The following is a 21,826-nucleotide window of genomic DNA, read 5'->3' as shown; positions in this document are numbered from 1 at the left end:
CGGACCGGCGCCGCGTCGGGAAACGCGGCGCCGGTCCATCACGTGATTACGAGCCGGGGGTGCTCGTCGAGTAGACGCTCGAGCTGCCGGTGGACTGGGCGCGGCGCCCGGTCCTCCTGCGCCCGCGGGGAGCATCGCCCTGGGCGTTGCCGTGGCCGGCGCCCTGCTGGCGTCCGGCGCCCTGCTGGCGGCCGGAGCCCTGTCCCGCGCCGCGGCCGCGGCCGGATCCGGATCCCGAGCCCTGGCCAGCGCCCTGGCCCGCGCCCTGGCCGCGGCCGGAACCCTGGCCCTGACGGCGGCCGCCGCCGGATCCCGCGCCAGCTGCACCGGCGCCGGTCGCGGCGCCCGCGCCCGCACCCGCACCCTGGCCGCCCTGGCCGCCGCGGCCGCCGCGCGAGCGCTTGCGCTTCGCGTTCGCACCCTGCGACTTGCCCTGGCCCGCGGGGTTGTGACCCGCGGCGCGCTGCTGCGCGGACTGTGCCTCGGCGCGGCGGCGCTCCGTCTCGCGCGGGTCGACGCGCGGCGCGACCTCGCCGATCAGGTCAAGCACCTCGGGGTCGATGTTCGCGGCGCCCGGATCGACGTGGCGCGGGGTGACGCGGATCTTCGCGGCGCGCAGCAGCTGCTTCATCTCGCCGCGCTGCTCGGGCAGGCAGATCGTCACGACGTCGCCCTCGTTGCCGGCGCGGGCCGTGCGGCCCGAGCGGTGGAGGTACGCCTTGTGCTCGACCGGCGGGTCGATGTGCACGACGAGGTCGACGCCGTCGACGTGCACGCCGCGGGCCGCGACGTCCGTCGCCACGAGCACGCGCGCGTCGCCGCTCACGAACTCGGCGAGGTTGCGGTCGCGGGCGTTCTGCGAGAGGTTGCCCTGCAGCTCGACCGCGGGGATCCCGCGCGCCGTCAGCTGCTTCGCGAGCTTCTTCGCCTGGTGCTTCATGCGCGTGAACAGGATCCGGCGCGCAGTGCCCGAGGCGAGGGCCTCGATGAGCGCGTCCTTCGCCTCCTTGCCCGACACCTCGAAGACGTGGTGCGTGAGCTGCGGCACGGGCGACTCGGCGGAGTCGACGGAGTGCAGGATCGGGTTGTGCAGGTACTTCTTCACGAGCCCGTCGACGCCGTTATCGAGCGTCGCGCTGAAAAGCAGGCGCTGACCGACCCGCGGCGTCTTGTTCAGGATCCGGGTCACGACCGGGAGGAAGCCCATGTCAGCCATGTGGTCGGCCTCGTCGAGGACCGTGATCTCGACGCCGTCGAGCGACACGACGCCCTGGCGCATGAGGTCGTCGAGGCGGCCGGGAGCCGCGACGACGATGTCGACGCCGGCCTCGAGCGCTGCCTCCTGGCGGCGCTGCGGGATCCCGCCGAAGATCGTGGTGACCTTGACGCCCACGGGATCCGCGAGCATCTTCAGGGTCTCCGCGATCTGGGTCACGAGCTCGCGCGTCGGCGCGAGGACGATGCCGCGGGGGCGGCTCGGCTTGCGCTTCGCCGCCGCGTTCTCGGCGAGGTTCGCGACGAGCGGGATCCCGAACGCGATGGTCTTGCCCGAGCCGGTGCGGCCGCGGCCGAGGACATCGCGGCCGGCGAGCGTGTCGGGGAGGGTGTCGCGCTGGATCGGGAACGGCTCGGTCTTGCCGTTCTTCGCGAGCGCGTCTGCGATCGGCGCGGGCACGCCGAGGGAGATGAATGTGGGTGTGGTGGTCACGGGGACCTTTCGTGCGTGCGGCCGGGGCGCGCAGAACGTCGAAGGGACGTGCGGCTCCTGCCGGTTCGGCGAGTGCGCGGGATCGCGCATTCGTTCGCCGCGGAGAGCCGTCCCGCGGCGCGCGATCAAGCGGCCTGGCGGGAGAAATCAGCGACGAGTGGGTGGCATCAGAGCCGACCCGGAGGACAGTCTACCCCGTGTCGGCCGGGAGTCTGCCGGAACGGCCGATCTTCACCGGATTCTTACGGGCCGGAAACCCCCGTGACAGGGGTGTCTGGCATGATTTCTGCATGGCACGCATCTCGATCCGCGACTTCCATGACGACGACCTCGACGCCGTGGTGCGGCTGTGGTGGGAGGCCCGCACCTCCTCCGAACAGCCCGTCTACTCGCTCGCCGAGGTCACGGCGTCCTGCCGGGAGGACCACGCGGTCGTCGCCGTGCGCGACGAGGAGATCGTCGCCGCCGCGGTCGGCCGCGCGGCCCACGCACAGGGCTGGATCGTGTTCTTCGGCGCCTCAGAGGACGCGCGCGCGGAGAACGTCTCCGGCGCGCTGCTCGATGCGCTCGAGCGCAAGATGGCGCCGCTCGGGCTCTCCACACTCTCGGTGCTCATGCCCGAGGGCGGGCGCCTCGACCAGCTCACCTCGAACGGCTTCCAGACGCGGCACGCGCTGCGCTACCTTGAGCGGCAGATGCCCGTGCAGCGGCGCGAGATCGACCTGCTCAAGGACCTGGGCGGCAGGATCCTGCCCCGGCACCTGTGGGAGCAGGTCGCCGGCATGCGCCAGGAGAAGCAGCTGCTCGAGGAGCGGCTCGTGACACCGCTCGCGCAGCCCGATCTCGCGGATCGCTACGGCGTCGTGCCGCCGCGCGCCGTCATGCTCTTCGGCCCGCCAGGCACGGGCAAGACCACGTTCGCGAAGGCGGTGGCGTCGCGCCTCGACTGGCCGTTCGTCGAGGTGTTCCCGTCGCGGCTCGGGGAGGGATCCGGATCCGTGGCGGCCTCGCTGCGCAGCGTCTTCGAGCGGATCGGCGAGCTCGAGCACGGCGTGGTGTTCATTGACGAGGTCGAGGAGATCGCGAGCCAGCGCAGTGACCCGCCGACCCCGATGCAGGGCGTCACGAACGAGCTGCTGAAGATCGTCGCCGACTTCCGCGACCGCGAGGGCATGCTGCTCATCTGCGCAACGAACTTCGTGCGCGGGCTCGACGCGGCGTTCATGCGGCACGGCCGCTTCGACTACGTGCTCCCGATCGGGCTCCCGGACGCGGAGGCGCGCGAGGCGATCTGGCGGCGCTACGTTCCGGTCGAGATCGCGGCCGAGGTCGACTTCGCGGCCCTCGTGGTGAAGAGCGACGGGCTCACCCCCGCCGACATCGAGTACGCGGCGCGGCGCGCCTCGCAGGACGCGCTCGCGCGGGCGCTCCGGGATCGGCCGGCCACGATCGGCGGGCCGACCGAGCTGGGCACGGCCGACTACCTGGCGGCGCTCGAGGTCACTCGCGCGACCGTCTCCGAGGACCAGCAGGACTCGTTCCTCGAGGACATCGAGACGCTCGCCCGGCTCTGATTCTCGGCCCCGGATCGGGGGCTTGCGTCCGCCCGCGCCGTGCGTGTCAGTGGTCCCCGGTAGCGTCGTCCTCATCCGGCCAGCCGCCGGCCTCGCACCTGCGCCGGCCAGCCGCCGGCCTCGCACCTGCGCCGGCCGGCCGCCGGCCCCGCATTTGAGTAAGGAGTCGGCATGTTCCTGCAGCAGCTCGAGGGGGCGTCCCCCCGGCTCATGACGAGCGCGAGCGACCTCACGGCCGCGAGCGCGTGCGAGTTCGCCTTCCTGCGCAGGGTCGACGCGAAGCTCGGCCGCGACGTCGAGGTGGCGGCCGACGACGATCCGATGCTCGCGCGTGCCGCGAAGCTCGGCGACGCGCACGAGGAGCGGGTGCTCGCGGCCTACCGCGAGCGCTTCGGCGCCGGGGTCGCCGGGCAGCCGGGCGGGGTCGTCGAGGTGCCGCGGCCCGGATCCATGTCTCCCGCGGATCTCGGCGCGGTGGCGGAGGAGACGGCCGTTGCGCTGCGCGGAGGGGCCGAGGTCGTGTTCCAGGCGACGTTCTTCGATCCGGCGCAGTCTGCCGGGGGGCCTGCGGGTTCTGGGGCCTCTGCGGAGTGGGAGATCGGCTTCGTCGGCTTCGCCGATTTCCTGCGGCTGCTGCCGAGCGGCGAGTACGAGGTGCAAGACACGAAGCTCGCGCGGCGGGCGAAGGTGACGGCGCTCATGCAGCTCGCGGCATACGCGGAGCAGCTCGAGCGGATCGGCGTGCCCGTCTCGGGCGAGGCCGTTCTGATCCTGGGCGACGGCGCGGAGTCCCGCCACCGGATCGCCGACATCGCGCCGGTGTTCCGCTCCAGGCGGGCGCGCCTGCACGCGCTGCTGCGGGAGCGCGCGGGGGAGCTCGGGCCTGACGGAACCGTGGCGAGCGCGCCGCCCATCGCGTGGGGGACGCCCGGGATCGCGGCGTGCGGCCGCTGCGAGGTCTGCGAGCCCGAGGTGCAGCGCACGCGGGACCCGCTCCTCATCGCCGGGATCAGGAGAAACCAGCGCGACGCCCTCGTCGCGGCCGGCCTCGACACGATCGACCGGGTCTCCGCGGTGCTCGCCGAGATTGAGGTTGGCGGGGCTTCGGGTCCGGCTGTTTCGGTTCCGGGCCTCGCGCCCGCGATTCTCGAGCGGCTCGCGTGGCAGGCGCGCCTGCAGGCGGAGGCGATCCCGGGCGGCAAGCCGCCCGTCCGGCTCGTGAACGCGGCGGCGCTCGCGGCGATCCCGGAGCCGAATCCGGGCGACCTGTTCTTCGACTTCGAGGGCGACCCGATGTATCGGGCGCCGGGGCCGGAGGGCAGCGCTCGCTGGGGGCTCGACTACCTCTTCGGCATGGTCGACGTCGAGGAGCGCTTCACCGCGCTCTGGGCGCACGACCTCGACGCCGAGCGGCGCGCGCTCGAGGAGTTCCTCGCGCTCGTCGCGGAGCGCCGTCGGCGCTTCCCCGGGATGAAGATCTACCACTACGCGGCCTACGAGCGCACGCACCTCACGAATATCGCGGCGCGCCACGGCGTGGGCGAGGCCAAGGTCGACGACCTCCTGCGCGAGCACGTGCTCGTCGACCTCTATCCGATCGTGCGGGGCGCGCTCCGCGTCGGATCCCGCTCCTACTCCATCAAGAAGCTCGAGCCGCTCTACATGGGCGACGGGCTCCGCGACGAGGAGGGGGTGACGAGCGGCGCCCAGTCCGTCACGGAGTACGCGGACGCGAGCGCCCTCCTCGGGTCGGCCGACGCGGCCGATCGCGCAGAGGGACAGCGCCGGCTCGACGCGATCGGCGACTACAACCGCTACGACTGCGTCTCCACACTGTGCCTGCGCGACTGGCTGCTCGGCATCGCCGCCGAGGCCGGCGTGCTCCCGGTTCCGGCGTCGGCGCCCCTGCAGGAGGACGGGCCCGAGCTCGTGCTCAGCACGACGGGCGCCGAGCTCATGGCGCTCGCGGAGGCCGCCGAGACGCCGGACGATCGCACGGCGATCGCCATCGCGGGCAGCGCGATCGACTACCACGAGCGCGAGCAGAAGTCGTTCTGGTGGTCGCACTACGCGCGGCTCGTCGACCCGCTGGAGGACTGGGCGGACACCCGGGACGTGCTCGTCGTCGATGCCGGGCAGTCCGAGGTCGTCGAGGAGTGGCACAAGCCCCCGCGCACGCGCTCGCCGCGCAGGCACCTACGCCTGCGCGGGCAGATCGCCCCGGGATCCCGCTTCAGCGCGGGAAACTCCGTGTACGCGGTCTACGCGGAGCCCGCGCCCTTCGAGGTGCGCGGGAGAGCGCCGGGTGCGCGCGCCGCCAAGCGGGCCACCGTGCTCGAGGTGCACGACGACGGGGTGACCCACGCGGAGCCGATCCCCGACGGTGAAGCAGGGTACGACGTCCTGCCCATCGCGCTCACGCCGGGGCCGCCGCCCCCGGCCGGCGCCCAGAAGTCGGCCATCGAGGAGTGGGGCGCCGGGCTCGTCGCAGCGCTCGCCCGCGGCGGCTTCCCGCAGGACCCGGTCGTCGGGATCCTGCGCCGGGAGGAGCCACGGAGCATTGCCGGTGCGGGCGCCGGTGCCGCGCCTGGCGGGCTCGTCCCGCCGGACAGCGCCGCGGCGCTCGCCGCGGGTGGCGGCGATCCGGAGGCTCGCACGATCGGCGCGGTGACCGCCTCGCTGCGCGGGCTCGAGCGCTCGGCGCTCGCCGTGCAAGGGCCACCGGGCACGGGCAAGACGTATCTCGCGGCGCGGGTCATCAAGCGACTCGTGGAGGAGGATGGCTGGATTATCGGCGTCGTCGCGCAGTCCCACCGCGTCGTCGAGAACGTGCTCTCGGGGGTGATCTCGGCCGGCCTCCCTTCGACGCTCGTCGGCAAGGCGCTGCAGAGCGGCTCGACGAAGGATGACGCGGAGGCCGCAGAGTTCACGGTGCTGCGCTCCGGCGGTCAGTCGCGCTTCGTGACGGACCACCGGATCGGCGGGCGCGGCTGCGTCGTCGGCGGCACGGCCTGGAACTTCGCCAACGAAACCCAGTTCGATCGGCTCGGCCTCGACCTCCTCGTCGTCGACGAGGCCGGCCAGTTCTCGCTCGCCCCCACGATCGCCGCGTCGGTGTCGGCGCAGCGGCTCCTGCTGCTCGGCGACCCGCAGCAGCTGCCGCAGGTGTCGCAGGGCAGCCACCCGGAGCCCGTGGACGCCTCCGCGCTCGGCTGGCTGCTCGGCGCGCACGAGACGATGCCCGAGCAGCTCGGCTACTTCCTCGCGGAGACGCGGCGAATGCGGCCGGAGCTCGCCGAGATCGTGTCCGAGCTGTCGTACGAGGGCAGGCTCCACGCGCACCCGAGCGCGAGCGAGCGCGAGGTGAGCGGCCTCGGCGCCCCCGGCCTGCACTGGCACGCGGTGGCGCACGCGGGCAACTCGACCCACTCCGAGGAGGAGGCCGCGGAGGTCGTGCGCATCGTGCGCGAGTCGCTCGGGGGCCGGATCCGCGAGCCAGGCGCCGCGGAGCGAGGCGTTGGCGAGGATGACATGATCGTGGTCGCCCCCTTCAACGCGCAGGTCGAGTGCGTGCGCGAGGCGCTCGACGCGGCCGGATTCGCGGGCGTGCGGGTCGGCACCGTCGACAAGTTCCAGGGGCAGGAGGCCGCGATCGCGATCGTGACGCTCGCGGCGTCGAGTCCCGAAGACGTGCCGCGCGGGATCGAGTTCCTGCTCATGCGCAACCGCCTCAACGTCGCGATCAGCCGGGCCCAGTGGGCGGCGCACCTCGTCTCCTCTCGCGCGCTCGGGGAAGGCCTGCCGGGCACCGCCGAGGGGCTCGCGGCGCTCTCGGGCTATCTCCGGCTGACGGAGCGCGCGATCAGGGCCTCTTCGTGAGCGCGCGCCCGCTTCGACACGGCCGCCGCCGCGGGCTACGGTGGGTCTCATGGTGAAACCCGGGCGTCCGTTCCACACGAATCCGCTTCCCGCGCAGACGGCCGCCGTCTCGCCCCGGGTCTCCGCGCGCTCGCGGATCCCGGCCTTCGAGGTCATGCGGATCACCGACGAGATCGCCCGCCGCCGCCTTGCGGGCCACGACGTGGTCTCGCTCTGCGCCGGCGAGCCGAGCGCGCGCCCCGCGCCGGGCACGCTGAAGGCCGCGGGCTACACAGGCCCGCTCGGCACGACTCCGCTGCGCGAGGCCATCGCGGGCCACTACGGACACTGGTACGCGACCGACGTCGACCCCGGCGAGGTCGCGGTCACCACCGGCTCCTCGGGCGCCTTCCAACTGGTCTTCCTCGCGGCGTTCGACCCGGGCGACGCGGTCGCGCTCGCGAGCCCGGGCTACCCGGCGTACCGCAACATTCTCGCGGCGCTCGGCGTGCGCGTCGTCGAGATCCCAACCGGCCCCGAGACCCGCTACCAGCCGACCCCCGAGCTGCTCGACGCGACCGTCGCGGAGCACGGCCCGCTCGCGGGCCTCGTGATCGCGTCACCCGCGAATCCCACGGGCACGATGCTCGGCCGCGAGGAGCTCGAGGCGCTCGTCGCCTGGTGCGCCAGACGCGGCACGAGGATCGTGAGTGACGAGATCTATCACGGCATCACGTTCCCGGCAGCGGGGGATCCCGACCCGCGCGGCGTGAGCGTGCGGGAGCTCACCCGCGACGCCGTCGTCATCAACTCCTTCTCGAAGTACTGGGGGATGACGGGCTGGCGGCTCGGCTGGGCGCTGCTGCCCGAGGACCTCGTCGCCGCCGTCGAGGCGCTCGCCTCGAACTTCGCGCTCTCGCCGCCAGCGCCCGCCCAGGAGCTCGCGCTCACGGCCTTCACCCCGGAGACCTACGCCGAGCGCGACGCCGTCGTGGCGGACTTCGCCCGCGCCCGCGCGCTCATCCTCGCCGCCGAGCCCGAGCTCGGCTGGGGCACCGCGGCGCCCTCCGACGGCGCCTTCTACTACTACTCGGAGCTCGGCCCGCAGCTCGAACGCTTCGGCTCGTCGAGCGCCTACGCGCGCGCCCTCCTCGAGCAGGCGGACGTGGCGATCGTGCCGGGCGTCGACTTCGACCCCGCCGCGGGCGACCGCGCGGTGCGCCTCTCCTACGCGGCGGGCGAGCCCGCCGTCGCCGAGGCCCTCGACCGCATCCTCCGCTTCCAGTCCCGCTGAGCGCGGCTGCCGCGCTGCGCGGCGCTGAGCCGCCGGGCAGCGCCTTGCGCTGCCCGCAGACTCGCGCCGAGTCGCCCCTCAGGCCCCATTCAGCGCGTCGAGTCGGCCGAAAGGCCCCATTCGCGCGCCTGATTGGGGCCTTCCGGCCGACTCAATCCCGCGAATGGGGCTCAAGGGCCGACTCGGGTGTCAGCTCAGGCTTCTGCCCGCGCGCAGGCCACCCGCGCGCCCGGGCCGAGCGCGCCTGGGCCGAGCGCCCGGGCCGAGCGCACCCGGGCCGAGCGCCCGGGCCGAGCGCACCCGGGCCGAGCGCACCCGGGCGAACCTCCCCGGCGCCGAGTCGGCCGGAGGGCCCCATTCGCGCGCCTGATTGGGGCCTTCCGGCCGACTCGATGCCGCGAATGGGGCTCAAAGGCCGACTCGACGAGCGTGCGGGGGCCCTAATGCCCGCGTGCCCGCGCGGCCAGAGTGCCCCCGAGGCGCAAGCGCCCGCGCGGCCAGAGGGCCCCCGAGGCGCAAGCACCCGCGCGGCCCTAGTGCCGCCCGATCGCGTCGAAGTGCTCGCGCGGATCGGACGCGCCGCCGAAGCGCGCGGGGTCCCAGTAGTGCTGGAACTCCGGATCACCCGAGCCTCCCGCCACGAGGTCCGAGAGGTACTCGCCCATGAACGCCGCGTACTTGAAGCCCTCACCCGAGTCGCCGCAGGCGAGCGTCACGGTCGGGGCGACGCGCCCGACGATGAAGTCGCCGTCGCCCGAGTCGGTCCAGGTGCAGACCTGGGTCGCGAGCACGTGAGGGGGAACGGCCGTCAGGTCCCGTTCGATCCGGGCCCGGATCGCCTCCGTGCGCTCGGGGCGCTCGTCGCGTTCGAGGTCGTCGCCGAGGGTGCCGCCGGCGAGGGCGCGCAGCGGCTGGTCGAGGCCGACCTTGTAGCCGCGGCCCTCGTTCGGCATCGCGTAGATCCCGGGGGAGTCCCCGATCGGGCAGTCGACGAGCCCGGGGAGATCGGGCGCTGGCGGCTCGGCCCCGGGATCCCCGAGGTACACGACCTGCTCAATGTACGGCTTGAGCGGGAGTTCGATCCCGAGCCCCGGCAGGAGCTCGCGGGTGCCGGGGCCGGCGGCGAGGAGCACCTGCTCGGCCTCGAGTGCCTCGCCGCCCTCGAGCAGCACGCGGGCGAGAGCGTCGCCCGGGTCGATCCCGACCACGCGGGTCTGCGGCCGGAACTCGCCCCCGGCCGCGAGAAACGCGGCGAGGGATCGGGCGAGCAGCCGGTCGGCGTGCACGACGCCGGCCTGCTCGACGTAGAGGGCGTCGCGCCCGTCGGGCCGGAGCCCGGGGAAGCGCTCGCCCACGCGGTCGGCCGCCAGTCGCTCGACGGGCTGGCCGATCGACTCGAGCGCCGCCGCGACGGCGGGGAGCGAGAGGTCGTCGCGCCACACGAGCCCCGTGCGGCGGAAGACCGGCTCGCCGAGCCGCTCGCTCAACCGCTCCATCGCGCGCAGCGTCTCGAGCATGGCGCGGGCGCGCCACACGACCGTGTCGGCGAGCCGCCACAGCCGGGAGCTGCCGCCGCTCGACGCGAGCGGCCCGCCCGGCTCGAAGCGCTCGACGAGCGTCACGGCGAAGCCGCGATCCTGCAGCCGCAGAGCGGCGGGGAGCCCCCAGGCTCCCGCGCCGACGACGACGACGCGGCCCGCGTGCCCGGTGCTCTCCGTCATGATGTTTCTCCTGATGATGCGTAGATCGAACGGGCCGGGCTGGGTGCTATGCCGGGAGCACGGGCGCGAGCTCCGGATCCCAGGTCAGGATCGCCGAGCCAGTGTCGCCCTCGAGCCAGTCGAGCTGACGCTCGCCGCGCACGACGCCGACGGTGCCGTCGGGGAGGACGATTTCGAACTTCCAGCCCGAGCCCAGGTAGATCGCCTGGCGCACGGTCACGGGGATCGCGGGGCGACCAGGTCCGGTCTGGACCGCGTCGCGGACGAGCTCGCCGCGTTCGGGGCGCACGATCGTGACGGTCTTGCCGTCCTCGTTCTCGATCACGGTCGACTCGCCGATGAACTCGGCCACGAAGCGCGACGCGGGGTTCTCGTAGAGTTCCTTCGCGGTGCCGACCTGCTCGATTCGACCCGTGCTGAAGACCGCGATCCGGTCGGACAGCGTGAGCGCCTCCTCCTGATCGTGCGTCACGAACACGAAGGTGCGGCCGACCTCGCGGTGGACGCGGCGCAGCTCGAGCTGGAGCTGCTCGCGGAGCTTCTTGTCGAGCGCGCCGAGCGGCTCGTCGAGGAGCAGCACGCGCGGCTCGAAGACGAGCGCGCGGGCGAGGGCGACGCGCTGCTGCTGGCCGCCGGAGAGCTCCTTCGGGAACCGATCCTCGTAGCCCTTCAGGCCCGCGGTCTCGAGGGCCGCGTGCACGCGCTCCTTCGTTTCGGCCTTGCCGACCCGGCGTTCCGCGAGCGGAAACGCCACGTTGTCGAACACCGAGAGGTGCGGGAATAGGGCGTAGTGCTGGAACACGATCCCGAGCTCGCGCTTGTGCACGGGGACCGAGTCCATCTGCTTGCCGTCGATGTAGACGCTGCCCGTCGTGAGCTCGGTGAAGCCCGCGATGAGGTTGAGGGTCGTGGTCTTCCCGGATCCGGACGGCCCGAGGAAGGTCATGAACTCGCCGGCCCGCACGTGCAGGCTGACGTCGTCGAGTGCGATCGACTTGGGGTAGTGCTTCGAGACGCCATCGAGGCGGATCTCTGCGCCGCGCGTATTCTCAGGCACGTTGCTTCCTTCCGGTGAACACGAGCGCACCGATGACGATGGCCGTGGTGAGGATCAGGATGACGGTCGCGGCTGCCGCGAGCGTCGGGTCGGTGTCGCGGGTCACGCTCGAGTACATGAGCACCGGGAGCGTCTGGAGGTACGGGCTCTTGATGAAGAGCGAGACCATGACCTCGTCGAACGAGGTGACGAATGCGAAGAGCGCGCCCGAGACCATGCCGGGGACGATGTTCGGCAGCGTCACCTTGAAGAACGTCTTCACGGGCGAGGCGCCGAGACTCTGCGAGGCGAGCTCGAGCCGCTCGTCGAAGTTCGCGAAACCGGCGGTGATCGCGACGACCGTGAACGGCAGGGCGAGCACGGTGTGCGCCGCGACGAAGCCGACGAGCGTGCCGAGCAGGCCGAGCTTCAGGAACACGGCGTAGGTGCCGATCGCGAGCACGATCCCGGGCACGACCATCGGGGCGAGCAGCCCCACGGTGAGCGCGCCGGCGAGCTTCTTGTTCACGAGATTGCGGAGCCCCATGGCCGCGAGCAGGCCGAGCACGGTCGCGACAAGCGCCACCAAAATGCCGATCAGGAACGAGTTCCAGAGCGCGCCAGTCCACTGCGGGTTCGAGAAGAACGACTCGTACCAGCGGAGCGACCAGCCCGTCGGCGGGAACACGAGCGACGCCTTGTCGGTGAAGCTCAGCGGGATCACGACGAGCGTGGGCGCCACGAGCCAGATGGAGACAATAGCCGCGACGACCCAGAGGACGACGCGCGTTGCGGGTTTGACCTTCAGCATCAGAACACCTTCACTGCCATGCCGCGCTTGGCACCGAACTTCGAGACGAGGCCGATCAAGCCGAGCACGATGAGCGTGCACACGAGCAGGATCACGCCGAGCGCGCCGCCGCGGCCCCACTGCAAGAGGCCGCTGACCTGGGCGTAGATCGCCTGCGCGAGCATGCTGTCGGACGGGGATCCGAGCAGTGCGGGGGTGACGTAGAAGCCGAGCGCCTGGATGAAGACGAGCAGCCCGCCCGCGGCCACGCCGGGGAGCGAGAGCGGCACGAACACCTTGAAGAACGCCGCGGACGGGCGCGCGCCGAGGGAGCGCGCCGCGGTCACGAGCCGGTGGTCGATCCCGCTCATCACCGCGTAGAGTGGCAGCACCATGAATGGCATGAGCACCTGGCTGAGCCCGATGAGCACACCCGTGTTCGTGCGGATGAGCTGCAACGGCCCGATGCCGATGAGCCCGAGCAGCGAATTCACGACGCCGGAGTCCTGCAGCAGCACGATCCAGGCAAAGGTGCGGATCATGAGGGAGGTCCAGAACGGGATCAGGGCGATGACGACGAGCACGACGCGGGCGCGCTTGCCGACGATCGTCATGAGGTAGGCGTACGGGTAGGCGAGCGCGAGGCAGATGAGCATCGCGAGCAGGGCGTTCATGAACGTCCTGCCGATGACCTCGAGGTTGTTCTGATTCGACAGCGCCCACTCGTAGTTGCCGAGTCCCGGTTCGGGATCGGAGAAGCTGCGCCACACGCTCTCGAGGAGGGGGTAAGCGAATACCCCGATCAGGAGGGCGTATGCCGGCAGCAGGAGCAGCAATGCCCGCGATCGGGCGCGCGAAGACCTGCGGTCCGCGCGCCCGATCGGGATGTTGGTGGTGGTCATGGGGAGCCCTCTGGCTTAGCCCTGCATCCAGGTCATCCAGCGCTCGAGCTCGGCGTCGTAGTTCTCGGCCCACCAGCGCTGATCCGTCTGCACCATCTGCTCGGCGATCGCCGGGTCTGCGGTGTCGTACTCCTTCGCGAGGTCGCTGAATGCGGGCTTCGCGTCGGTGTTGACGGGGGAGTAGGAGCTGTCGACGGCCATGACCTCCTGCGACTTCGCGCCGAGGTAGTAGTTGATGAGGGCCATCGATGCGTCCGGGTTCTTCGCGTTCTTCGGCACCGCGAGGGCGTCCGCGATCACGAGTGACTGGTTCCAGATCGGCTTGTACTTCGCGCCGTTCTCGACCGCGCCGAAGCCGCGGCCCGACCACAGCAGCACCATGTCGGCCTCGCCCGACTCCACCATCTGCTGCGACTCAGCGCCGGTCTTCCAGTAGATGAGGCTGTCGCGGATCGTGTCGAGCTTCTTGTACACGCGATCCATGTCGAGCGGGTAGAGCTCGTCCGGCTTCACGCCGTCGGCGAGCAGGGCGCCCTCGTAGACGCCGGGGCCCACGTCCTCGAATCCGGCGATCGCGCGCTTGCCCGGGAACTTCTGGGTGTCGAAGAAGTCTGCCCAGCCGGTCGGAGCCTCGGGGTAGGCCTCCTCGTTGTACATGATGACGTAGCCGTACTGCATCGCGGGAACGTAGCAGTCGCCAACCATGTCCTGGTTGGGGATCTTCGAGGTGTCGACGATCTTCGTGTCGAGATCCATGAGCAGGCCGTCCTTGCCGCACTGCATGTCGGCCCAGATGATGTCGGTGTCAACAACATCCCAGGTCACGGCATTGTTGTCGACCTGGGCCTTGATCTTCGAGTACTCGGTCGGGCCGTCGGACAGGACCTTGGCGCCCGAGTCCTTCTCGAAGGGCTTGAGGGACGCGATCTGCGCATCCTGGTAGATGCCGCCCCAGGACGAGAAGGTGAGGGTGACGCCGTTCAGCGCGTCCTTCTTCACCTCGCCAGCCTTGGCGGGACCGTCGCCGAGGTCGACCTCGACGGGGCCGCCCGCCGTGCAGCCGGCGAGCAGGCCGCCAGCCGCGACGATCGCGAGCGACGTCGTGATCCTGCGCTTGAGGGGTGTGGTGTTCTTCATCAGAGTCTCCTTTGATACCGGATGGAGTGAGTGTTGTGGTCGGTGAAGGTCGCGGGCCGGGGGGCTCGCGATCAGATGGTGTGTGATCCCGCGGAGCCGTCGGCGGATACCTCGTCTGGGGTGGGCGGGCTGTTGATCCACAGCACCTCCGCGGAGGTCGAGTACGGGTTCATGACGCGGTGAGGCACGCTGCTCAGGTATTCGATCGAGTCGCCCTTGTGCATTGAGTAGTCGGTGCCGTCGAGCTCGAGGAGCACGCTGCCGGAGGTGACGACGAACATCTCCTGCGACGAGCCGTGCACGTAGGGATCGGGGCCGGTCGTCGCGCCAGGCAGGAACGTGCCTGCGTAGACCTCGAGCTGGCGCAGCGGCGGCAGCGAGAGGACGAACTTCTCTCCGCCGTCGAGCGGGATCGTGGGCCGGTCCGCGGCGCGCAGCACGCCGGCGGTGTGCGTGATCCCGTCGTCGAGGAGCTGCGCGGGAGTGAGGCCGAGTGCCGCGGCGACCTTGCGGAGGGAGGAGACGCTCGCGTTGGTCCGACCGTTCTCGAGCTGGCTGAGGAAGCTGGAGCTAACCCCTGCGGCGGTCGCCAGTGAGCGAAGGCTCATGCCCCTCGCCTTGCGGATTTCAGCGACGCGGCGGCCGAGCTCGTTCTGGGGCTGCGTCGCCTCAGGAGGGGCGGGGAGCACGTTGACACCGCTGGCATGAGACTGCATCGTCACGGGGCATCACCTTCCTGAACACCGTCATTCAGAGTACTGAACGGAAGTGTTCAGTATGAGCGATAGTAACGTGTAGTTTCGAATTGCGCCAGTTGGGACCTTCCCCGCAATGGGCGGACTGAGGAAGCCAGACGTGAAAGGCCGGAACCCCGCGCGTGCGCGAGATCCCGGCCTGGGCGTTGTGGGCGGCGTGCGTGGCGGGCGATCAGCCCCCGAGTCGCACCTTCGTGCCGGCGTTGATCCCGATCCGGCGCTGGAGCGCCGCATCGACGACGGGGACCGAGGGATCGAGCCCGAGCTCCTCCGCGACGGCGGCCTCCGCGCCACCGAGGTCGAGGGTGAGCGCCGTGATCGCGTCGGCGAGCGGACCCTCGAGCTCCGCAACGGCGCGCGAGATCGCGGACTTCGCGGCGCGGGCGAGCGCCGCGGGGTCCGGATCCTGACCCCCTGCGGCGGCCTCGATCTCGGCGTGTGCGTAGCTCACGCCGTCGCCCGAGAGCGCCTCGGCGACGAGGGTCTCGCCCGAGAGTCGCGCGACCACGAGCAGTTCACCGCTCGCGGAGCTCGGCGTCGTTGAGAAGGGCAGCGGAATGCCCGAAGGGGCGTCGCCGTGACCGTGTGAGTGGTCAGGCGACGCCCCTCCGAAAGTGAACTTCAGATCCATGGGATCCAGCGTAGTCCGCTCGGCCGGTGCGAGCTTACGCGTTGGCTGCGAGGACGTCCTCGAGCGGCTGGTAGGCCAGCTCGGGGAACGCGTCAGCGACACCCTTGAAGGTCACGACGCCGTCGTGGGCGTTGAGGCCCTTCGCCAGCGCAGCATCGTCGTTGAGCGCCTTCGCCCAGCCCTTGTCGGCGAGTGCGACGACGTAGGGGAGGGTGGCGTTCGTGAGCGCGGCGGTCGACGTCTCGGGGACGGCGCCCGGCATGTTCGCGACGCAGTAGTAGATCGAGTTGTGCACCGGGAAGGTGGGATCGTCGTGCGTGGTCGGGCGCGAGTTCTCGAAGCAGCCGCCCTGGTCGATCGCGATGTCGACGAGCACCGAGCCCGGCTTCATCTGCGCGACCATCTCGTCGGTCACGAGCTTCGGCGCCTTCTCGCCCGGGATCAGGACCGAACCGATGACGAGATCGGCTTCCTTGAGCGCCTCGGTGATGTTGTGCGCGTTCGAGGTGCGGGTCTGGATGCGACCGTTGAACTCGTCCTCGAGCTGCTTGAGGCGGGGGATGAAGATGTCGATGACCGTGACCTCAGCGCCCATGCCGTAGGCGATGCGCGCGGCCTGCTCGCCCGCTGCGCCGCCGCCGATGACGACGACCTTGCCGCGACGGGTCGCGGTCACGCCGCCGAGCAGCACTCCGCGGCCGCCGTTGGCCTTCATGAGCGAGTACGCGCCGACCTGGACCGAGAGGCGGCCGGCGACCTCGGACATCGGGGCGAGGAGGGGCAGTGCGCGCGTCGGCAGCTGCACCGTCTCGTAGGCGATGGCGGTGGTGCCCGACTCGAGCACGGCCTCGGTGAGCGCCTTGTCAGCCGCGAGGTGCAGGTAGGTGAAGAGCACCTGGCCCTTGCGCATCTTCGCGTACTCCGAAGGGATCGGCTCCTTGACCTTGAGGATCATGTCCGACTCGGCCCAGATCTGGTCCGCGCCCTCGACGATCTTGGCGCCCGCAGCGACGTACTCGGCGTCGGTGATCGCCGAGCCGACGCCAGCGCCGGCCTGCACCAGGACCTCGTGGCCGCGGCGGGCCAGCTCGAAGACGCCAGCCTGCGTGATGGCGACGCGGTTCTCGTTGTTCTTGATCTCGGTAGGAATACCGACGCGCATTGTGTGCTCCATGGAATCTGCGAATGGGGTGGTGAAGAGGGGACCAACCGTCGGCGCATGGCGCTGGCTCGCGTCGTCGCTGCGGAGGAACCTACTAATAGTGCAGTATATTCGTAATCAGTTGCGAAATGATGAATTCTCTTCGGAATTCATTGTCCGTATTCCGCGACGGTGACAGAGAGGCGGACCCGATGCCCGACGGATCGAAGAATCTGCGCCCCGACGCCGAACTCGACGACGTGGATCGCAGAATCGTCGAAGAGCTACAGGCGAACGGGCGGATCACCAACGCCGAGCTCGCAGAGCGCGTCGGTGTGGCCGCCTCGACGTGCATCGCGCGCGTGCGCGGGCTCGTCTCGCGGAAGGTCATCACCGGCTTCACCGCGAGCGTCGACCCCCGTGCGATGGGGTTGGGCCTCGAGGTGCTCGTGAGCGTCACGGTGAGATCCGGGGCCCGCCAGCGCATCGCGGAGATGAGCGACGAGCTGCGCTCCCTCCCCGAGGTCATGCAGCTCTTCTTCCTCGGCGGCGTCGAGGACTTCATCATCCACCTCGCCGCGCGCGACTCCGACCACGTGCGCGACTTCGTCATGGAGCACCTCTCGGCGCACCCCGCCGTCTCGTCGACGCGCACGAGCATCGTCTTCAGCCACCACCAGAACCCGGTGCGCGGGGAGTAGCCTCAGCCGCCTGGCCCGGCGGGCAGCAGAGCGGGGGCGCGATCGGTGTCATCCGGTCGCGCCCCCGCTCGGTGTTTCGGGTGCCCCAGCTCAGTCGCTCGCGGCCGAGGCTCTCTCCTCGCTGCGTCGCCGCGAGCGGGCAGCGAGCACGATGCCGGCCGCGCCGAGTGCGGCCGCAGCGGCGCCCGCCGCACCGAACGCGGACTCGAGGCCGCTCCCGCCCGTAGTCGCGAGCTTCGCCGGGTCGTCGCCCGCGGGCGCGGGGGCGTCCGAGAGCTCGCGCTTCGGCGCGGCTGCCGGTGCCGGTGCCGGGCTCGGCAGCGGCGCGGGACCGGCGGCGGGCTCGGGATCCGGGACGGCGGCGGGCTCGGGATCCGGGGCCGCCGTGGGCTCGGGATCCACGACCGCGGTGGGCTCGGGATCCGGGATCGCCGTGGGCTCGGGATCCGGGGTCGCCTCGGGGTCCGGCTCTGGAGTCGGCGCGGGAGTGGGCGCCGGCGCGTCGTAGGTGGCCCAGCCGCGCAGCTCGCCGTCGACGCTCTGGGCGGTGACGAGAGCCGGCCCTGCCTGGGGCGTCGCCGGGAGCTGGGCGCTGACGCGGTGCTCGCCGTCCACGCGGTGCCAGCCGAGGGGCTGCCCGTCGCCGGTCGAGAGGAACACGTTCGTGCCCGGGTACTCGCGGGGGAGCGTCAGCTCGAGTGCGACGCCCGCGAGGGCCGCCGAGACGGCGCCCGACGACTCGTCGTCGAGCTTCACGGGCCCGAGCGGCGCGGGATCCTCTTCCGGGGCGAGCAGAGGGATGCGCGTGAACGTGTCGGCTCCGCGCTCCTCGAAGCTCGTGTCCCAGCCGAGCGACTGCTTCTTGATGAAGGTCGCGACGCCGTGGTTGGAGTCGGCCGCGAGCGCGCCCGCCTTGAGCTCGATCGTCGCGGTGAACGCGCCGCCCGAGGCCGTGAGGGTGGCGTAGTCGAGCTGGCCCCACTCGCTGTCGGGCGAGGTGGCGATCCATCCCTGGTAGCCCTCCTCGCCGGGCTGCCAGTCCTCGTCGTAGAAGACGCCGATGGCGATCGACGAGCTTCCGAGCGCGTCCGGGGCCGGCACCGCGAAGCCGGCGCCCACGACCGTAAGCGTGACGGGGCCATCAGGGTCGATCGGCTCGGACGGGCTCACCACGACCTGGGGTTTTCCTGTCGCGGGGACGACGGAGTAGGCGATCGGCTCCGAGCTGACCGCCGCGCCGCGCGAGTTCCGCACCACGACGCGGAGCTGCTCGCCCGAGAGGGCCTGGTCCGCGGCGGGAAGGAGCACGCGGAACTCGTCGCCCGTGCTCGTGACCTCGGTGCCCGGGAGCTCCTCCCAGGCGCCGCCCGCGGAGGCGCGACGCTCGACGGTCAGCCCCTCGGGGCGCGGCGTGCCGTCGGCCCTGAGCACGATCTCGGCGCGCGACCCGGCGATCCCGGCGAGCGCCCGCGGCTGTGCCAGGATCCTGAGATCCGCCGGGGTGACCGTCCGGATCGGGGCGGCGGAGGAGGCGGTGCTGCCCGCGGCGTTCTCCGCCACGAGGCGGACGAGGCGGCCGTTCCAGGACTTCTCGATCGCCGGGATCGTGAGCGTGTCACCCGTCGCGCCGGGGATCGCGGTCCACGGGCCGTCGGCGCTCTCCGCCGACTCCCAGCGCAGCGAGTCGGCGTCCTCGGCCGCGGCCGTGAACGTCACGTCGTCGCCCTCGAGGAACGGCGACGGTGTCGTGGTGCTCGGGTTCGCCGTGATGACGGGCTGCGTTCCGACGGCGGCGCGCTCGCCGAGCGTGACCACGATCGGGAGCGGCCGCTTCTTCTCGTCGCTCATGCTGCCGCTCGTGTGCCAGTAGCTCGAGAGCCCGGACTCGTAGTGGAAGTCGACGAGGGACTCGGGCCAGGATCCCCAGCCCGGGGCGCGCTTCGCCGCTGCGGGGATCGCCGAGTCGGGGGCGCGGCCGCTCTCGCGGTCGCCCGCCTGTGCGAGCGGGAAGTAGTCGACGCCGGCGAAGTCGGGGGTGGCGACGAGGCGGCCGTCGCGGAGGTTGACCTCCGCGAAGCGGGCGAGCGTGACGCGGCGCGGGGCGATATCGTGCGTGTCGGTCGGGTTCGCCATCGACGCGCCTCGCCCGCCGACGGTCGCGGTCAGGTCGCCCGCGCCGTCTGCGCTCACGGTGAGCTCGGGATCCTCGATCCACCAGGGCACGCCTCCGCCGTAGGCGTTCGCGGTGAAGGATCCGGACCAGCGGAGCGTTCCCTCGCCCGTGGCCGGGTCGAGGTGGCCTGCGCCGTCCGAGAAGACGGCACGCTGCTCGATCGATCCGGCGGTGACGGGCGTGCAGATGTTTGCGCGGGTGGCTCGCTGGCGTCCGCCGTCCGCGGTGCCCTTCACGATCTCCACGTCGCCCAGCTGGGCGGTGAAGTCATGTGACTTCCCCGCTGAGAAGAAGGAGCAGGAGCCGCCGAGCGAGGTGGCCTCCTGGTAAATGTCGTTGAGGCCCAGTTCGATGGCCGGTCCGTCGGGCTCCGCGCCGACAGCGGGCGCGGCGGTGACGAGGGGTAGTGCGATGAGCGCGCAGCCGCTGGCGGTGGCCAGGGCGCGCGTGAGCAAGCGGTGCAAGAGCGGCTCCCTTGTGAGGAGATGCCGGAGTGGATCCAGAACATCTGATGTTGGTAAGGCGATGCAGAGTGATGCATGCGCGCCTAGTCTGGCAAAAGCGACAGGTGTTGCGAAAGCTGAGTGCCGAAGGCCTCGGGCGCCCAGGGCGTTCGGACCGTCAAATTCCGGGTGGATCGGCCCGCTAGTGCTTTGAGGGAGGGTGGAGCCGGGTCTCGTGAGCGTCGAGGGCGAGTTCAGCGGTGCGGAGCGCTGAGGAGCTGTAGCGGCCGATCGCGCGCTCCTCCAGGAGCGCGGTCCGCTGGGCCTCGAGCGCGATCCTGGCGAGGCGCAGGTAGGCCTGAGCCGGGGTTTCGGAGGACTGCACATCGATCGGGCCCGTTGCGGGCAGGGCGAGCGCGATGGGGGCGAGCGAGTTGCGGGCGCTCGCGCGGGCCCTCGCGATCGTCTGCTCGGAGAGCGCGTTCCGCTTGCCCTCGTCGGCCGCGACCGCGTCGTCGATGGCGTTGTTCGCGGCCTCGTAGAGGTCCCCGGTCAGGGAGGTGAGTTCGCCCACACGGTCTCCCGTGGCGGTGCCGCCAGGCCAGAGCTTTCGGATGAGCGGCGGCAGCGTGAGGCCGTGCAGGAGGAGCGTGAGCACGGCGACGGTGAACGCGACGAGCACGATCTGAGCGCGGTAGGGCACGCTCACCGGGATCGACTGCGCGGCCGCGAGGGTGACCACGCCGCGCATCCCGCTCCAGGAGAGCACGGCGCCGTCTCGCCAGCCGAGCTGCTGGTCGCGTTCGTGCTCGAAATCGGCTCGCGTTCTCTGCTCCAGGAGCTCGACCTTGCGCAGCTTTCGCGTGTCGACGTCGGATTTCTGCCGGAATCGCTCAGCTACGCGCGAGAACCCATTGCTCTTCGCCTCGGTGCGGCGAGCGAGGTTGCGCATGACCAGGACGAGCGGGGCGACGAAACCCGTGCGACACAGGATGAGGAGCACGACGAGTGCGAGCGAGAGCAGCCCGACGTGTCCGAGCCGGAAGGGGCTCTCGCCGACCTGTTCGACGAGCGCGTGCAGCTGCAGGCCCATGACGAGGAAGACCCCGTTTTCGAGCACGAACTGCACGGTCCGCCAGTTGAGCCGCTCGTTCATGCGCGCGGAGGCGCTGAAGCGGCGCGACGCGTGGTGCCCCGTGTAGAGCCCCGTCACGACGACAGCGAGCACGCCCGAGGCGCCAACCTCCTCCACCGGGATGAAGGCGATGAACGGCACCACGAAGGAAATCATCGTGTCGTAGACCGGGTTTTGCAGGTGGGAGCGGATCCAGACGGTGGCGAAGCCCACGAGCGCGCCGACGATCACCGCGACCGTGACGGAGAAGGCGAAGCTGCCTGCAGCATTCCAGAACACGAAGCTGCCTGAGACGGCCGCGACCGCGGTCTTGAGGAGCACGAGGGAGGTCGCGTCGTTGACGAGGCTCTCGCCCTCCAGGATCGAGACGACCCGCTCGGGCATGCCGAGCCGCTTGCCGATTGATGTTGCGGCCACGGCGTCGGTTGGGCTGATCACGGCCCCGAGCGCGATCGCCGCAGGCAGCGGAAGCGCGGGCACAAGGAGATGGGTGATGAAGCCGATGACGACCGCCGAGAGCACGACGAGGACGACGGAGAGCCCGACCACCGGCCTGAAGTTTCGTCTGAAGTCGACGAGCGGCACGTTCACGGCCGCGGCATACAGGAGCGGCGGGAGCACGACGAGCAGGATGATCTCCGGATCGATCTCCACGAGCGGAACGAAAGGCAGATAGCCGAGTCCGATCCCGACGACGACGAGGAGGAGCGGCGCCGCGACTCCGATGCGACCGCCGAGGATCGAGGTGCCGACGAGGATGACGACGGCGACCACCGCGACGAGACCGAATTCCATGCCCATAATGTTCCCACCTGCCCGGGTTGGTT

General features: G+C 71.3%; 15 protein-coding genes. 4 read left to right on the top strand and 11 right to left on the bottom strand.

All coding sequences use genetic code 11. From position 1 onward, the window contains the following. Positions 1-46: 46 nt before the first annotated feature. Positions 47-1,798, bottom strand: a complete 1,752-nt coding sequence (locus ACOPJ3_RS10930; RefSeq protein WP_427869193.1) for a DEAD/DEAH box helicase — start codon at positions 1,796-1,798, stop codon at positions 47-49. Positions 1,799-1,998: 200 nt separating this feature from the next. Here ACOPJ3_RS10930 and ACOPJ3_RS10925 point away from each other — a divergent pair, with 200 nt between their 5' ends. The 3 genes from ACOPJ3_RS10925 (at position 1,999) to ACOPJ3_RS10915 (ending at position 8,434) form a co-directional block, all read left to right on the top strand. Further along, the gene (locus tag ACOPJ3_RS10925; protein WP_427869192.1) at positions 1,999-3,282 is read left to right on the top strand and encodes an ATP-binding protein; all 1,284 of its coding nucleotides are present in this window, start codon (positions 1,999-2,001) and stop codon (positions 3,280-3,282) included. 171 nt (positions 3,283-3,453) lie between these two features. Then, on the top strand, positions 3,454-7,161 hold the full coding sequence (locus tag ACOPJ3_RS10920; protein ID WP_427869191.1) for a TM0106 family RecB-like putative nuclease: 3,708 nt from the start codon (positions 3,454-3,456) through the stop codon (positions 7,159-7,161). Positions 7,162-7,210: 49 nt separating this feature from the next. Beyond that, positions 7,211-8,434, top strand: a complete 1,224-nt coding sequence (locus ACOPJ3_RS10915; RefSeq protein ID WP_427869190.1) for a pyridoxal phosphate-dependent aminotransferase — start codon at positions 7,211-7,213, stop codon at positions 8,432-8,434. A 533-nt stretch (positions 8,435-8,967) separates the two neighbouring features. Here ACOPJ3_RS10915 and ACOPJ3_RS10910 read toward each other — a convergent pair. The 8 genes from ACOPJ3_RS10910 to ald form a co-directional block, all read right to left on the bottom strand. Next, the gene (locus ACOPJ3_RS10910; RefSeq protein WP_427869189.1) at positions 8,968-10,155 is read right to left on the bottom strand and encodes an NAD(P)/FAD-dependent oxidoreductase; all 1,188 of its coding nucleotides are present in this window, start codon (positions 10,153-10,155) and stop codon (positions 8,968-8,970) included. Positions 10,156-10,201: 46 nt separating this feature from the next. After that, entirely contained in the window at positions 10,202-11,212 is a 1,011-nt protein-coding gene (locus ACOPJ3_RS10905; protein WP_427869188.1) for an ABC transporter ATP-binding protein, read from the bottom strand. Beyond that, the gene (locus tag ACOPJ3_RS10900; protein ID WP_427869187.1) at positions 11,205-12,002 is read right to left on the bottom strand and encodes an ABC transporter permease; all 798 of its coding nucleotides are present in this window, start codon (positions 12,000-12,002) and stop codon (positions 11,205-11,207) included. Before ACOPJ3_RS10900 ends, ACOPJ3_RS10905 begins: the two co-directional genes overlap by 8 nt. Continuing rightward, a complete protein-coding gene (locus ACOPJ3_RS10895; protein WP_427869186.1) occupies positions 12,002-12,883 on the bottom strand; it encodes an ABC transporter permease in 882 nt (293 codons plus the stop codon). The genes ACOPJ3_RS10900 and ACOPJ3_RS10895 overlap by 1 nt, the downstream gene beginning before the upstream one ends. 15 nt (positions 12,884-12,898) lie before the next feature. After that, complete coding sequence (locus tag ACOPJ3_RS10890) at positions 12,899-14,020, bottom strand: ABC transporter substrate-binding protein (protein WP_427869185.1); 1,122 nt, start codon at positions 14,018-14,020, stop codon at positions 12,899-12,901. Positions 14,021-14,091: 71 nt separating this feature from the next. Further along, positions 14,092-14,736 carry a helix-turn-helix domain-containing protein gene (locus ACOPJ3_RS10885; protein WP_427871222.1) on the bottom strand — a complete coding sequence of 215 codons (645 nt, stop codon included), beginning with the start codon at positions 14,734-14,736 and terminating at the stop codon, positions 14,092-14,094. Positions 14,737-14,947: 211 nt separating this feature from the next. Next, positions 14,948-15,406 (bottom strand): hypothetical protein, encoded by a 459-nt coding sequence (locus ACOPJ3_RS10880; protein ID WP_427869184.1) that lies wholly within the window; start codon positions 15,404-15,406, stop codon positions 14,948-14,950. A gap of 34 nt (positions 15,407-15,440) precedes the next feature. Beyond that, positions 15,441-16,568, bottom strand: coding sequence for an alanine dehydrogenase (gene ald / locus ACOPJ3_RS10875; RefSeq protein WP_427869183.1), 1,128 nt, complete (start codon positions 16,566-16,568; stop codon positions 15,441-15,443). Between the two features lie 191 nt (positions 16,569-16,759). Here ald and ACOPJ3_RS10870 point away from each other — a divergent pair, with 191 nt between their 5' ends. After that, the gene (locus ACOPJ3_RS10870) at positions 16,760-17,248 is read left to right on the top strand and encodes an Lrp/AsnC family transcriptional regulator (RefSeq protein WP_427869182.1); all 489 of its coding nucleotides are present in this window, start codon (positions 16,760-16,762) and stop codon (positions 17,246-17,248) included. A 90-nt stretch (positions 17,249-17,338) separates the two neighbouring features. On the opposite strand, the gene ACOPJ3_RS10865 is transcribed toward ACOPJ3_RS10870, so the two are convergent. Further along, positions 17,339-19,885: a hypothetical protein gene (locus tag ACOPJ3_RS10865; protein ID WP_427869181.1), complete on the bottom strand. Its 2,547-nt coding sequence runs from the start codon at positions 19,883-19,885 to the stop codon at positions 17,339-17,341. Between the two features lie 181 nt (positions 19,886-20,066). Next, positions 20,067-21,794 carry a cation:proton antiporter gene (locus tag ACOPJ3_RS10860; protein ID WP_427869180.1) on the bottom strand — a complete coding sequence of 576 codons (1,728 nt, stop codon included), beginning with the start codon at positions 21,792-21,794 and terminating at the stop codon, positions 20,067-20,069. Positions 21,795-21,826: the final 32 nt, after the last annotated feature.

Origin of the sequence: Leucobacter luti, from assembly GCF_050310065.1 — a bacterium.
GTDB lineage: Bacteria > Actinomycetota > Actinomycetes > Actinomycetales > Microbacteriaceae > Leucobacter > Leucobacter luti_B.
The sequence above is the reverse complement of the archived record's forward strand: the minus strand, read 5'-3'. Positions and strand labels throughout refer to the sequence as shown.

Excerpts from the sequence above, each read along its gene's own strand:
- ACOPJ3_RS10915 (WP_427869190.1), top strand. The coding sequence starts at position 7,211 with ATGGTGAAACCCGGGCGTCCGTTCCACACGAATCCGCTTCCCGCGCAG.
- ACOPJ3_RS10895 (WP_427869186.1), bottom strand. The coding sequence starts at position 12,883 with ATGACCACCACCAACATCCCGATCGGGCGCGCGGACCGCAGGTCTTCG.
- ACOPJ3_RS10885 (WP_427871222.1), bottom strand. The coding sequence starts at position 14,736 with ATGCAGTCTCATGCCAGCGGTGTCAACGTGCTCCCCGCCCCTCCTGAG.
- ACOPJ3_RS10920 (WP_427869191.1), top strand. The coding sequence starts at position 3,454 with ATGTTCCTGCAGCAGCTCGAGGGGGCGTCCCCCCGGCTCATGACGAGC.
- ACOPJ3_RS10860 (WP_427869180.1), bottom strand. The coding sequence starts at position 21,794 with ATGGAATTCGGTCTCGTCGCGGTGGTCGCCGTCGTCATCCTCGTCGGC.
- ACOPJ3_RS10880 (WP_427869184.1), bottom strand. The coding sequence starts at position 15,406 with ATGGATCTGAAGTTCACTTTCGGAGGGGCGTCGCCTGACCACTCACAC.
- ACOPJ3_RS10925 (WP_427869192.1), top strand. The coding sequence starts at position 1,999 with ATGGCACGCATCTCGATCCGCGACTTCCATGACGACGACCTCGACGCC.
- ACOPJ3_RS10910 (WP_427869189.1), bottom strand. The coding sequence starts at position 10,155 with ATGACGGAGAGCACCGGGCACGCGGGCCGCGTCGTCGTCGTCGGCGCG.
- ACOPJ3_RS10930 (WP_427869193.1), bottom strand. The coding sequence starts at position 1,798 with ATGCGCGATCCCGCGCACTCGCCGAACCGGCAGGAGCCGCACGTCCCT.
- ald (WP_427869183.1), bottom strand. The coding sequence starts at position 16,568 with ATGCGCGTCGGTATTCCTACCGAGATCAAGAACAACGAGAACCGCGTC.
- ACOPJ3_RS10870 (WP_427869182.1), top strand. The coding sequence starts at position 16,760 with ATGCCCGACGGATCGAAGAATCTGCGCCCCGACGCCGAACTCGACGAC.
- ACOPJ3_RS10900 (WP_427869187.1), bottom strand. The coding sequence starts at position 12,002 with ATGCTGAAGGTCAAACCCGCAACGCGCGTCGTCCTCTGGGTCGTCGCG.
- ACOPJ3_RS10890 (WP_427869185.1), bottom strand. The coding sequence starts at position 14,020 with ATGAAGAACACCACACCCCTCAAGCGCAGGATCACGACGTCGCTCGCG.